The sequence below is a fragment of the Albirhodobacter sp. R86504 genome (genome assembly GCF_042466415.1).
Classification (GTDB): Bacteria; Pseudomonadota; Alphaproteobacteria; order Rhodobacterales; family Rhodobacteraceae; genus Albirhodobacter.
The window spans coordinates 2,344,729-2,358,141 of the sequence record NZ_JAXHCH010000002.1 but is presented as its reverse complement, the minus strand read 5'-3'; the positions used below and the strand labels follow the sequence as shown (position 1 = coordinate 2,358,141).

11 protein-coding genes and 1 tRNA gene are annotated in these 13,413 nt (G+C 58.1%); 6 read left to right on the top strand and 6 right to left on the bottom strand.

Translation table 11 applies throughout. The features are described from left to right. Positions 1-95 precede the first annotated feature (95 nt). The 6 genes from gltB to SJY32_RS13350 form a co-directional block, all read right to left on the bottom strand. The gene (gene gltB, locus SJY32_RS13375; RefSeq protein ID WP_376876258.1) at positions 96-4,631 is read right to left on the bottom strand and encodes a glutamate synthase large subunit; all 4,536 of its coding nucleotides are present in this window, start codon (positions 4,629-4,631) and stop codon (positions 96-98) included. Next, positions 4,628-5,374 carry an alpha/beta fold hydrolase gene (locus SJY32_RS13370; RefSeq protein ID WP_376876255.1) on the bottom strand — a complete coding sequence of 249 codons (747 nt, stop codon included), beginning with the start codon at positions 5,372-5,374 and terminating at the stop codon, positions 4,628-4,630. Before SJY32_RS13370 ends, gltB begins: the two co-directional genes overlap by 4 nt. Then, positions 5,374-6,063 carry a hypothetical protein gene (locus tag SJY32_RS13365; protein ID WP_376876252.1) on the bottom strand — a complete coding sequence of 230 codons (690 nt, stop codon included), beginning with the start codon at positions 6,061-6,063 and terminating at the stop codon, positions 5,374-5,376. The genes SJY32_RS13370 and SJY32_RS13365 overlap by 1 nt, the downstream gene beginning before the upstream one ends. An 89-nt stretch (positions 6,064-6,152) precedes the next feature. Next, positions 6,153-7,586 carry an NAD(P)-dependent oxidoreductase gene (locus SJY32_RS13360; protein WP_376876249.1) on the bottom strand — a complete coding sequence of 478 codons (1,434 nt, stop codon included), beginning with the start codon at positions 7,584-7,586 and terminating at the stop codon, positions 6,153-6,155. 159 nt (positions 7,587-7,745) lie between these two features. Further along, on the bottom strand, positions 7,746-8,549 hold the full coding sequence (locus SJY32_RS13355) for an undecaprenyl-diphosphate phosphatase (RefSeq protein ID WP_376876246.1): 804 nt from the start codon (positions 8,547-8,549) through the stop codon (positions 7,746-7,748). Continuing rightward, the gene (locus tag SJY32_RS13350) at positions 8,549-9,526 is read right to left on the bottom strand and encodes a complex I NDUFA9 subunit family protein (protein WP_376876243.1); all 978 of its coding nucleotides are present in this window, start codon (positions 9,524-9,526) and stop codon (positions 8,549-8,551) included. Before SJY32_RS13350 ends, SJY32_RS13355 begins: the two co-directional genes overlap by 1 nt. Positions 9,527-9,685: 159 nt before the next feature. Here SJY32_RS13350 and SJY32_RS13345 point away from each other — a divergent pair. The 6 genes from SJY32_RS13345 (at position 9,686) to lptB (ending at position 13,398) form a co-directional block, all read left to right on the top strand. Then, positions 9,686-9,770, top strand: a tRNA-Leu gene (locus SJY32_RS13345). Positions 9,771-9,959: 189 nt separating this feature from the next. Beyond that, complete coding sequence (locus tag SJY32_RS13340; protein ID WP_376876240.1) at positions 9,960-10,574, top strand: ribonuclease D; 615 nt, start codon at positions 9,960-9,962, stop codon at positions 10,572-10,574. Beyond that, positions 10,555-11,511 carry an SIS domain-containing protein gene (locus tag SJY32_RS13335; RefSeq protein WP_376876237.1) on the top strand — a complete coding sequence of 319 codons (957 nt, stop codon included), beginning with the start codon at positions 10,555-10,557 and terminating at the stop codon, positions 11,509-11,511. The genes SJY32_RS13340 and SJY32_RS13335 overlap by 20 nt, the downstream gene beginning before the upstream one ends. 12 nt (positions 11,512-11,523) lie before the next feature. Continuing rightward, positions 11,524-12,117 (top strand): LPS export ABC transporter periplasmic protein LptC, encoded by a 594-nt coding sequence (lptC, locus tag SJY32_RS13330; protein ID WP_376876234.1) that lies wholly within the window; start codon positions 11,524-11,526, stop codon positions 12,115-12,117. A gap of 7 nt (positions 12,118-12,124) precedes the next feature. Then, positions 12,125-12,640 carry a lipopolysaccharide transport periplasmic protein LptA gene (gene lptA, locus SJY32_RS13325; protein ID WP_376876231.1) on the top strand — a complete coding sequence of 172 codons (516 nt, stop codon included), beginning with the start codon at positions 12,125-12,127 and terminating at the stop codon, positions 12,638-12,640. Beyond that, positions 12,640-13,398: an LPS export ABC transporter ATP-binding protein gene (lptB, locus tag SJY32_RS13320; RefSeq protein WP_376876228.1), complete on the top strand. Its 759-nt coding sequence runs from the start codon at positions 12,640-12,642 to the stop codon at positions 13,396-13,398. Before lptA ends, lptB begins: the two co-directional genes overlap by 1 nt. Positions 13,399-13,413: the final 15 nt, after the last annotated feature.

Sequence of the window (13,413 nt, the reverse complement as noted above, 5' to 3'; positions counted from 1 at the left end):
CCCTCCCATCGCTTGTCCACAGGCCATGCATTAGACCCTCGATATGAAAATGGCGGAGGTTGCCCCCCGCCAAATCAGTTTTTGCTTCTTATCGCTTATTCAGCAGGAACGGCCGCATCTTCGAGCGAGAGTGGGTGCGTAATGTGGATGAGCATCTCGGTCGGGCAAACCTGAAGGAAGTTGGCCCGCTCACTTTCCCAATGGGACAAGATTTCTGCGCCCTTCACCGATTGTGTTTCGGCCACGTGACGTTCGATCAGATCCTTGAGTTGAGCTTCCCAATGCGGGTGACCCAAACCACAAGTGACAAGGCTTTCGAGGTTCATGTTGTCTTCTGCGGTCCCGTCAGGATCGTAGATATACGCCATACCACCCGTCATACCTGCGCCGAAGTTTGCGCCGATGCCGCCGAGGATAACCGCCACACCGCCGGTCATATATTCACAACCATTCGTGCCGCAGCCCTCAATGACGACTTTCGCACCCGAGTTTCGCACCGCGAAGCGTTCGCCCGCGCGGCCAGCCGCAAACAGATAGCCGTCGGTCGCGCCGTAAAGCACTGTATTGCCGATGATCGTATTCTCGGAAGCTTTAAGCGGCGAAGCCATTGGAGGCCGCACAACAATCGTGCCCCCTGAGAGGCCCTTACCGACGTAGTCGTTGGCATCACCCGAGACTTCAATCTTCAAACCTGGGGCCGCGAAAGCGCCCAAAGATTGCCCCGCCGAGCCTGTCAGCTTGACGGTCAGGTGATCGGGCTGCAGCGAATTGCGCATCCCGAAGGCTTTGACGATATGCGACGACGCGCGCGTGCCGATGGTCCGGTGGGTGTTACGCACCGCATAGGAAAGCTGCATCTTCTCGCCGTCCTCGAAGAATCGCGCACCGTCACGGATAATCTCCGCATCCAGCGTATCGGGCACAAAGTTGCGCGGCTTCGAACGATCGTAGACGATCTTATCCCACCCATCGACGGTGATCAAAAGCGGGTTCAGATCGAGATCGTCGAGATGCGCCGCCCCGCGCGACACCTGCGTGAGCAGATCCGCACGACCGATAATCTCATCCAAGGACCGCGCGCCGATCGAGGCGAGCAACTCACGCACTTCCTGCGCGTAGAAGGTGATCAGGTTGACGACCTTATCCGCCGTGCCGGTGAATTTGGCGCGCAGTTCCGGATCTTGTGTGCACACGCCAACGGGGCAGGTGTTCGATTGGCACTGACGCACCATGATACAGCCCATCGCGATCAACGCAGCCGTGCCGATCCCGAATTCCTCGGCCCCCATCATCGCCGCCATGACGATATCGCGGCCCGTCCGAAGCCCGCCATCGGTCCGCAATGTCACCCGCTCGCGCAGGTTGTTCATCGCCAACACTTGATGCGCCTCGGTCAGGCCCATTTCCCACGGCAGACCAGCGTATTTGATCGAGGTCGCGGGCGATGCGCCGGTGCCGCCATTATGCCCCGAAATCAGGATCACATCGGCCTTCGCCTTCGCTACGCCCGCCGCAATCGTGCCCACGCCCGAAGACGCGACCAGTTTCACGGTGACTTTGCAACGCGGGTTGATCTGTTTGAGATCATAGATCAACTGCGCGAGGTCTTCGATCGAGTAGATATCGTGGTGCGGCGGCGGCGAGATCAGCGTGACGCCTTTGGTTGAGTGCCGCAGGCGCGCGATCAGATCGGTGACTTTCATCCCCGGCAACTGCCCGCCCTCGCCCGGCTTAGCACCTTGGGCGACCTTAATCTCCAGCTCCTCGCAGTGGTTCAGATATTCCGCCGTGACGCCGAAACGCCCCGAGGCCACCTGTTTGATCTTCGCGGACGGGTTATCGCCATTCGGTTCGGGAACGAAATGCGCCGGATCTTCGCCGCCCTCGCCGCTATCCGATTTCGCGCCAATCCGGTTCATGGCCACGTTCAGCAACTTATGCGCCTCAGGCGACAGCGCTCCAAGCGACATGCCCGGCGTCACGAACCGTTTGCGGATCGAGGTGATGCTTTCGACTTCCTCGATCGGAACCGCTTTGCCCAGCGCCTTGACGTCGAGCAAATCGCGGATGTGGATCGGTGGATTCGCCCGCATCATCGCGGAATATTTCTTCCACATATCATAGGATGCGCGATCACAGGCCGTTTGGAGCATGTGCATCGTTTGCGCTTCCCAAGCGTGCTTCTCGCCAGTGCGACGGGCTTTGTAGAAACCGCCAATTGGCAGAACTTCTTGATCGCCCTTCCAGCCCTTTGCGTGAACTTCCTCGATTTTGTGCTGGATGCCGTGAACGCCGATCCCTGAAATACGGCTGTGCATCCCCGGGAAATATTCGTTGACCATAGCACGCGAAAGACCAACGGCCTCGAAATTCAAACCACCCCGATAGGAGGAAATCACCGAGATCCCCATCTTCGCCATGATCTTCAACAGGCCTGCATCGACGGCGTCGCGGTAACGGCGCATGCAATCGAGAAGTGTGCCCTCCAGCAGGCCGCGCTCAATACGGTCCGCAATCGAGTCTTGCGCCAGATAGGGATTCACTGTCGTCGCGCCGGATCCGATCAAAACCGCAAAGTAATGCGGATCGATACATTCCGCCGTACGGACATTGATGGAGCAGAATGTGCGCAGCCCCTTCGCCGTCAGGCCGGAATGCACCGCAGAGGTTGCCAGAATCATCGGCATCGCAACTTTATCGGCACCTTGCAATTCATCCGACAGCACCAGGTGCAAAGCCCCCGAACGCACCGCATCCTCGGCCTCGCCACGGATGCGCGCCAATCCTTCGCGCAGCGCTTCTTGATCGGCGCCGGCAGGGAATGTGCAGTCGATGACCATCACATCTTGCCCGAACTGACGCATCAGCTCCGCAAATTCGCCATTCGCGATGAACGGGCTTTCCAAAACGAGAATTTCGGTTTGCGAGCTATCCTCGTCGAGCACGTTTTTCAGGTTACCAAACCGTGTTTTCAACGACATCACGCGGTTTTCGCGCAGTGAGTTGATCGGCGGGTTGGTCACCTGACTAAAGTTCTGACGGAAGAAATGCGACAGCGGGCGATATTGCTTCGACAGAACCGCTGGCGGGGTATCGTCGCCCATGGAGGCGATCGCTTCTTTTCCGTCCTCGGCCATCGGCGCCAGAATATGCTCCAGCTCCTCTACCGAGTAACCGGCCGCAACTTGCCGCTTGCGCAGCTCCGCGCCGGTGAACCCTGCGGTTTCCGGAACGTCGCGCATGATTTCGTTCAGATTGGTAACCTTCTCGACCCAGTCCCCGAAAGGTTGGCTGTTGGCGAGGCGGTTTTTGATATCGACATCGTGGTAGAGTTTACCCTCGCGCATATCAACGGCGATGATCTGCCCAGGCCCAAGCGCGCCCTTCTCAACCACGGTCGCTTCATCCGTCGGCACCATGCCGGCCTCGGAACCCGCGATCAAAAGACCGTCGCCCGTCACGACGTAGCGCAGTGGGCGCAAGCCGTTGCGATCCAGCCCGCCACAAACCCAGCGACCATCCGTCATCGCCAAAGCAGCAGGGCCATCCCATGGCTCCATCACAGCGTTGCAATATGAATACATATCGCGCCATGCCTTCGGCATTTCGCCCGAATTTGCGTAAGCTTCCGGCACGAGCATTGTCTTCGTCATCGGCGCAGAACGCCCCGAACGAACCATAACCTCGAATACCGCGTCCAGCGCGCCGGAATCGGAAGCGCCTGCCGGAATGATCGGTTTGATATCCTCAGCCATCTCACCAAAGGCGGAGGAGGCCATGCGGATCTCGTGCGACTTCATCCAGTTGATGTTGCCCTTGATCGTGTTGATCTCGCCGTTATGCGCAAGCATGCGGAAGGGCTGCGCCAACCACCATTGTGGGAAGGTGTTCGTGGAATAACGCTGGTGATAAATCGCAAAGGCCGATTCAAAGCGCTGATCCATCAAATCAGGGTAGAATGTCGCGACCTGCTCGGCCAGCATCATCCCCTTATAAATGATCGACCGGCACGACAGCGAGCACAGATAAAGACCCGCAATCTGCGCCGCGATCGCAGCCTTCTCGATACGACGGCGGATGATGTAGAGTTCGCGCTCGAACTGCTCCTCGTCGATATTCTTCTCATTGCGGATCAGGATCTGTTCGATCTCTGGCCGCGTCGCGTTTGCCTTTTCGCCCAGCACTTCGGTATTCACCGGAACATGGCGCCAACCGTAGATATAGTGCCCCATGCGGAGAACTTCGGTCTCGACAATCGTGCGGCAACGCTCTTGCGCGCCGAAATCAGTGCGCGGGAGGAAAACTTGGCCAACGGCGACCATTTTTTCCATATCGGGCTCGTGGCCCGTACGGCGGATCTGATCATAGAAGAACGGCGCAGGGATCTGAACGTGAATGCCCGCCCCGTCACCCGTTTTGCCATCGGCATCCACCGCCCCACGGTGCCAGATCGCCTTTAGCGCGTCGATCCCGTTCTCAACGACCTTGCGCGAGGGCTTACCGCTCAATGAAACGACAAGGCCAACACCGCACGATGCCTTCTCGTCATCGGTCTTGTAGAGGGAATTTTCGTCCATCCACTTGCGCTTTGCCTCTTCGGCGGCAACCCAGTTTGCGTCGAATTCAGTCATGTCAGTGCCTCCTCAGAGAAAGTGCCCTTACGCCGTTCAAATTGCGCGCGGCTGATGCCGCCCGCCGCTCTTGCGGCCTGACGAAGCTTAACGCTTCGCCCTAGGATACCTTGCGTTACGATCGGAGCGAGCTGCCCCGCTTTGTTAAGTCCGCGCGCGACGCGATGGCCGTGCTCGGGGAAAATGAAATGGTCATATCCGGCATCCTGCGGAAACATTTCCGCGTGCCACAATTCATCAGGCGTGCCGCCATGCAAAATGGCGACCTTGCAGTCACGATCGCGGAGATCCGGCATGACCTTAAAAGGCCAGTTCGAAATTTTCTTGCGAAAATAGGTCCAGCGAGTCTCCTGAGGGATCACCTCCGGATGCACGGAATACTGCGGCATGACCGCGACCACCGTATCAACCGGCATTTTCGAAGCGACGATCATCGCAGCAGATCCGCCCATCGAATTGCCGATTGCGGCAATGCTCTGTGCCTCAATTTCCTGCGCGACATCGGTAATTGTCTCGCACAAAAAGTCCGCCATGCCATCGCCGTTCACCCAGCTACGGCTGTCATCAGACACGAAGAGGACGTTGTTCTCACCGCCGCCATGCGCGATCCGCCGAAATTCTTCGGGAGGTGTTTCATGGCGTTTGGAGCCGACACAGGCGAAAGCGACAACAAGACGCTTGGACACGCCCGCAACGAAGCTGAGATGGAGCGGGCCCTGAGGGCCAATCTGGCGCAAATCCATCATGACCGCCCTTCGAGAGTAGAGACAGTGCCGGCTTGCGACAACACCATATCGCAAGAAAGCTCGGGCTCTTGCGCCCCAAAGCCCTCGTCGCCCTCAAAAGCGAAGCTCACCGGCGCTGACGTGGTCTGTTCGCGCCCACCGGCGGCATTTTCAAACACCTCGGTGCCGCCAAAGAACACGCGCATTTCACGTGAAACGAACTGCGATCCAGCCCGCTTCCACATCACGGCGCCATCCGCCCCGTAAGCCGTCATCGCGAATTCTGATTTCTGCAACGACACGCCATCAACCATGACAGTTTCGTTGGCGAGCGAATCGTATCCTACAAACCGTGTCTCTTGACCTGACACCGAGGAGCGCGTCTTGAAATCGTAGGTATCCCGACCAGTCGCGAGAAGTTCTGAGAACGATGCCTCATCTACAGCGTCAGGCGACAGACTGTCGACCTCACCCCATTCTAGGGAAACTGAACGAATCCAGCGCGTTTCGTTGTCGATTTCAGAGATGAAAAAAGGCCCAGCCCCATCAGAGAAGGTGATCCGCCATCCGTCGCCGCAGCGCTCATAATTCGCGACTTCGCAGCTTTGAAGCTGGACCGTCATCGCAAGTTTGCAGCTGTCTTGCGCCCATGCAGCGGCAGGGGCGAAAACCCCGATCGCTACAAAAAGGACGCGCGCTACGAACATGATCTTTCCTTTTGATGGGCCTGCTCTCGCAGGACTGAGCGATCACCGTGGGAGGGCCGCCCCAAGTTAAAAGGGGCGGACACTGGAGATTACTGCGCCGCGACCTGCGCCGTCTCGTTAAGGTATTTTACGATCGAGTCGGCGGCCTCGCGACCGTCGCGGATCGCCCAAACGACAAGGCTTGCGCCGCGTACGATATCGCCAACCGCATAGACACCCGGCAGCGAGGTCGCGTGATTGGCGTATTGAGCCTTGATCGTACCCCAACGCGTGGTTTCCAACCCGTCGACACCCCAGAGCTTGGGAAGGTCTTCTGGCTCGAACCCGAGCGCCTTGATAACCAAGTCCGCCTTTTCTTCGTAGATCCCGCCCTCAATCGGCTCGGGCGCCTGGCGGCCCGATGCATCCGGTGCACCGAGGCGCATCTTCTGAACGGTGACAGAGGTCACTGGGCTACCGGTGAACCCTTTGGGCGCAGCCATCCAAACGAACTCCACGCCTTCTTCCTCGGCGTTTTGCGTTTCACGCTGCGAGCCGGGCATGTTCGCGCGGTCGCGACGGTAGAGGCATTTCACGCTGGTGGCGCCTTGGCGAATTGCGGTCCGAACACAGTCCATCGCGGTATCGCCACCGCCAATTACGACGACAGCCTTGCCTTCCGCGTTCAGCGAACCATCGCTGAACGCAGCCACGTCATCACCAAAGCTCAAGCGGTTCGACACGGTGAGATAATCAATCGCGTTAACGATGCCAGCAGCATCAGCGCCCTCATCCGTCAAATCACGCGTTTTATAAACGCCCGTCGCAATCAAGACGGAATCGTGCTTGCCGCGAATGGCATCGAAGCTGATATCGACGCCCACGTTACAATTGAGAACAAATTGCACGCCGGAGGCCTCGAGTTGCTTGACGCGGTCCATGACGACGTCTTTTTCCAGCTTAAAGCCCGGGATGCCGTAGGTCATCAAACCGCCCGCGCGATCATACCGATCATAGATCGTGACCTGAATACCGGCACGGCGCAGCATATCTGCCGCAGCCATTCCGCCAGGACCTGCGCCGATGATGCCGACAGATTCCGTGCGCTCAACCGCCGGCTTAACGGGTTTGACCCAGCCGTTATCCCACGCGGTATCGGTAATATATTTCTCGATCGACCCGATCGTGACCGTCCCGTGACCTGAATTCTCGATCACACAATTGCCCTCACACAGGCGGTCTTGCGGACAAATCCGGCCGCAAATCTCGGGGAATGAGTTCGTGGCTTGGGACAGCTCGTATGCCTCCTGCAAGCGCCCCTCGGCGGTCAGACGCAACCAATCCGGAATGTTATTGTGAAGCGGGCAATGCGATTGGCAATACGGCACGCCGCATTGCGAACAACGCGAGGCTTGCTCGGCCGCTTTCTGGCTCGCGTATTCGCGATAAATCTCGTTGTAATCCTGGGTGCGGACAGTCGCGTCGCGCTTCTCGGGCGTCTCACGCGACGTCTTTACAAATTTAAGCATAGGTTGCTTTGCCATGTCTGCACCTCCCAAAGGGTCATACGGGTGCAGCCTACATACAGAGGGCATGGCCAAATGAAAAGTCAGCAAGGCTGACCTATATGCCATTAAATTGCGTCAAATCGCCGACAAGGTGAAAATAAGGCCGTCAAAATGGTCAGCAATCGTGACCTAGTTTTAGTAACCCGCGGCAATAGCCAATAAAACAATCGTTCCGACAGCGATTCGCCACCAGCCGAAAATCGCATATCCATGCCGACCAACGAAATCCAACAATCCGCGGACGACGAAGACTGCCGCGATAAAGGCAAACACGAAGCCGACCGCGATGATATTCAGGTCAGCGGCAGTGAGAATGTCACGGTTCTTGTATAGGTCGTAGGCAAAAGCGCCCGCCATCGTCGGCATCGACAAGAAGAACGAAAACTCCGCGGCGGCGCGCTTGCTAGCCCCGAGCGCCATAGCCCCGACAATCGTCGCCCCGGACCGAGAGACGCCCGGGATCATGGCAAGGCATTGGATAAAGCCTATTTTTAGCGACATCCCGAGCGGGAAATGCATCGCATCCCCGTGCCTCTCCGTGAGGGGAAGCTTATCGAGCACCACGAGAACAATCCCGCCGACGATCAGCATCACTGCAATCAGGAAAGGGGATTCAAACAAGACCGTCTTGATGAAGTCATGCGCCAAAATGCCGATCACCACCGCCGGCGCGAAGGCAATTGCTACGGAATAAATAGTCTTGCGCGCCACAGGATCATGTGGCGCGGCCGCAAATAGAGCAATCAGCTTGGCAGCATAAACGCCCAAGATTGCCAGAATGGCGCCAAGTTGAATAACGACCTCAAACGCCTTTCCCGCACTCTCGAAGCCGAGGAAATGCCCTGCAAGCAGAACATGCCCCGTCGACGATACCGGAATGAACTCGGTCAGCCCCTCAAGCAGCCCGAGCACCGCCGCAATGATGGTCGTCTGATCCATTAGGACGGCTTGCGTAGGTTTTTAGCAGACGCCTGAATGTCATCGAATTGCCCATGCGGGCGGAACCGCCACAAGTAATCCGCCAGAACAGCAGACATCGGCGTAGGCTGGATGCCCAGCGCCGCAAACCCGTTTGCCCCCTCGGCCACGATGCTGTCGCGTTCGAGGTTCTTGGCCTGATCCTTGGTGAGCAGCTTGTTCTCGATCAAACCACCCGAAAGAGCCTGCACGAGATCCAGCGCCCCTCCCATGATCCGCGCAATGAAGAACGGTACGTTCACGATAAGGCGCGAACGATAGGTCACACGCAGCATCCGCTGCATCAGCTCCTTGAAGGTCTCGACGTCCGGGCCGCCCAACTGGAACACACCGGTGGCCTCGCCATTGATGCCCTTCACCGCAGCAGCAGCGACATCATCGACGTAAACAGGCTGGAACCGTGTGTTTCCGCCAACAACCGGCAGGATCGGCCCAAAGCGCGCCATCAGCGCGAAGAAATTGAAGAAGTTATCTTCCGGCCCAAACAAAATTGACGGCTTCAGGATCATCGCAGTCGGGAATGCGGCCAATACGGCGGCCTCGCCCTCGGCTTTCGACCGACCGTAGGCGCTTTCATCACCGCCCAAAGCCGAGACGTGAACCAAAGTCTTGACGCCAGACGCCGCAGCAAGGCGGGCTACGCGCGCGGCGCCCTCGGCCTGAATGGCGTCGAATTTGTTCTTGCGGATTTCGCTCAAAATACCGACGCAGTTCACAACCGCATCGGCACCGCGCATCGCGGCAGCGACAGACGCCTCATCACGGATGTTGCACATCACGGGCTCTACCTGACCAACGGCGCCATAGGGCTTGGTAAAGATCGCCTCATTCGGGCGACGCACCGCGACGCGCACGCGCCAGCCCTGCTTTGCCATCCGGCGAGCGATGTAACGCCCGACAAAACCCGAACCGCCATAAATCGTGACAAGCTTCGACATGGGCTACTGCCTCTCGGTAACTGAATTTTCTTCTGATTAGCCTTATGCACCCCGCCAAACAAGGGCAAAGGGGAACGCGGCACAAATCGTTGCGAAAAATCGTGTCGATTTTCATTGACAGCCCCATCGCCCCTCTATAGATCGCCGCTCACGACATCAGCCCAGATGGCGGAATTGGTAGACGCGCACGGTTCAGGTCCGTGTGCCGCAAGGCGTGGAGGTTCGAGTCCTCTTCTGGGCACCATGTCTTTTCGGTGTACCTGCACCGACTGCAAAACCCTCGCTTAAGCGGGGGTTTTTGCGTTTAAGGGCCCTTGAAGCCATATGCTGCTACTCGCGCCGATGTCACGTTTACGGCCTCGCTCCTCTGCCTCCATTGGCAATGACGCCGCAACAGGCTTATATGCACACAGTCGTTGCAAAGGGGGCTCATTTGACTATCCACCTATATCAAAAAGATCTCCCTGACGGTCTCGACTTGGGCGCCTGTGTTGCGGTCGATACGGAGACAATGGGCCTTGATCCGCGGCGCGATCGTTTGTGCCTTGTTCAATTGTCCGCGGGCGACGGCGATGCGCATCTTGTGCAAATTGCCAAGGGCCAGACCAGCGCGCCAAATTTGGCCGCGTTGATGTCGAACCCTGATGTGATCAAGCTGTTCCACTTCGCGCGTTTTGACATTGCGTCGATTTTCAACGGGCTTGGCGTTGTCGCACAGCCCGTCTTCTGCACCAAGATCGCCTCCAAAATGGTGCGCAGCTACACAGATCGCCACGGGTTGCGGAATCTGGTGCAGGAATGCGCCGGCACGGATATCTCGAAACAACAACAAAGCTCGGATTGGGGCGCGCCGGACCTCACCAAAGCACAGCTCGACTATGCCGCGTCCGATGTACTTCATCTACATGCCATCAAGGCGGATCTAGATCGCCGCCTCGCGCGCGAAGGTCGGGCCGAACTCGCGAAAGCCTGCTTCGATTTTCTGCCCACTCGCGCGCAGCTTGACCTTTTAGGCTGGGGGGACCCCAATGACATCTTCCAACACTGAATACTTGACCGCCGCACGGCGCGTCATCAACATCGAGGCGGCTGCGCTGAGCTTACTGTCGGATAGCCTCGACGACAGCTTCGCGAAGGCGGTCGAGGTCATCCTCTCGGCGCGCGGACGCGTGATTATTTCCGGCATGGGGAAATCTGGCCATATCGCGCGGAAAATCGCAGCGACCCTTGCCTCTACGGGCACACCGGCGCAATTCGTGCATCCGGCAGAAGCCAGCCATGGTGATCTTGGGATGGTGACCAAGGAGGATGTTGCCTTAGTGCTCTCGAATTCAGGAGAGACGCCCGAGCTTTCGGACATCATCGCCCATACGCGCCGCTTTTCGATCCCTTTGATTGGCGTCGCAAGCAATGCCAATTCGACGCTTTTGCGCGAGGCTGACGTGGCAATTGTGCTGCCAAAGGCGGATGAGGCCTGCGGCACAGGTGTTGTACCGACATCCTCGACGACAATGACTTTGGCGCTCGGCGATGCGCTTGCCGTCGCCTTGATGGAGCATCGTCAATTCACACCCGATCATTTCCGGACATTCCATCCAGGCGGCAAATTGGGTGCGCGACTGGCGAAGGTGCGCGATCTTATGCACCGCGAGATGCCGCTCGTCGCGGAAGATACCCCCATGGCCGATGTGCTTTTAGCGATCACCGCTAAAGGCTTTGGCGTAGCGGGCGTGGTTGATCCTCGCGGCCACCTGACGGGGATCATCACCGATGGCGATTTGCGGCGTCACATGCGCGGGCTGCTCGATCTGCGGGCGAGCGATGTCATGACACATAATCCTCTGTGCGTTTCGCCCGATGACCTTGGCGAGCGGGCGATGGCAGTGATGGATTCGCGCAAGATCACGTGCCTCTTTGCGGTGACCGATAGGCGCGCCGAAGGGATTTTGCATATCCATGACTGCCTTCGCGCAGGCTTGGCATAAGTAACGTTCACGATGCGCTATTACGACAACACGCATTCGCGATTGGTGGCTTGGGCAAAAATTCTTTTGCCGCTGGCGGCGCTGGCGCTTTTGTCGGTGTTGTTCCTGTTTTCGGGAAAGGGGGATCCGTCAGACCCCCTGCCCTATGCGCAGGCCGATCTCGATGAGTTGGCACGTGAAACAAGGTTAGGTGCGCCGGAGTTTTCGGGGCTGACATCCGACGGATCGGCCCTGACCGTGACCGCGAGCGAGGCGCGTGAGGCCGCTGGAGGCACACCGCAAGCCGTCAATCTTAACGCGACCCTTAACGCGCCATCCGGCTTTGTCGCGACACTTTCGTCTGCCACGGGCCAATTGGACACGGCAAGCGGCGAAGTCGCCCTCGACGGGGAAGTTTTAATTACAACTTCAACGGGTTACACCCTAACGACCAACACAATGCGCGGCGGTTTGGAGACCGGAACCCTGAGCGCACCGGAAGCCGTGAGTGGCAAGGCCCCTTTTGGTACGTTGACCGCAGGCGCAATGGCGCTCACGCCCGACGGAACCGCGCATGTTCTCCGTTTCACGAACGGGGTGAAACTGATATACGATCCCGCGAAATGAGGAAATCATGATATCAACGCCGCTCCGTTCCAGCTTGCTCCGGATGAACCTTTCCGCGATAACCGTCATCCTTATCGCCTTGTGGGGCGTGCCCGCCCTCGCGCAGCAAATCGCTTTCGGCGGCATTCGTGGCGACAGCACAGCCCCTGTCGAGATCACGGCTGACACGCTCACGGTCGATCAAACGACCGGAATCGCAACCTTCGCGGGGAATGTCCTCATCGGGCAGGGGGAGATGCGGCTTTCGGCGGCGGAAGTTCTGGTCGAATACGGCGAGACCACATCAGATATCTCCAAGCTTCGGGCATCGGGTGGCGTAACTCTCGTGTCAGGCGCTGAAGCGGCGGAAGCACAAGAGGCGGTCTACACGCTGAAGGACTCCCTCGTCGTAATGACCGGCGATGTTTTGCTGACGCAGGGACAAAACATCATGGCGGGGCAAAGTCTGACTGTGAATTTGACCACTGGTACCGGAAATATGGCGGGCCGCGTGCGCACAGTTTTGCAACCGGGAAGCAACTGATGTCGCGTGTCGAGGTGCCCGCCGAGGCCGCATCATCCGGCCTGCGAATCAAAAATATCCGCAAGAGCTACCGAAAGAAGCTGGTGCTGCGCGATGTCTCAATCGACCTTGCGCGGGGCGAGGTAGCGGCCCTCCTAGGCCCGAATGGATCAGGTAAAACCACCTGCTTTTACAATATTGCGGGGTTGATCACGCCTGACGCTGGCGAGATCACGATCGACGGTCGCAACGTTACAGGCTTGCCGATGTATCGGCGTGCGCGACTTGGGATTGGATACCTCCCGCAAGAAGCGTCGATTTTCCGCGGACTTTCCGTTGAAGATAACATCATGGCCGTCTTGGAAATCTGCGAGGATGAACCTCATAAGCGGCGGGAGCGATTGGAGGAATTGCTGGGAGATTTCTCCATTGGGCACATCCGGCAAGCGCCGGCGCTAGCCCTGTCGGGCGGGGAGCGGCGTCGGGTCGAGATCGCGCGCTGTCTCGCAGCCGATCCAAAATACCTATTGCTCGACGAGCCCTTTGCGGGCGTCGACCCGATCGCCGTCTCCGAAATCCGCGACCTCGTGAGCCAGCTGAAAAGCCGTGGCTTGGGAGTTTTGATTACCGATCACAACGTCCGCGAAACGTTGGAGATTGTTGATCGCGCCTATATTTTGCACGACGGAAAAGTGCTGATGTCCGGCACGCGCGATGAAGTTGTGCGCGATGAGAACGTGCGGCGCGTCTACCTTGGCGAAGGCTTTAAAATCATTTAAACTGCCGCCTCTTGG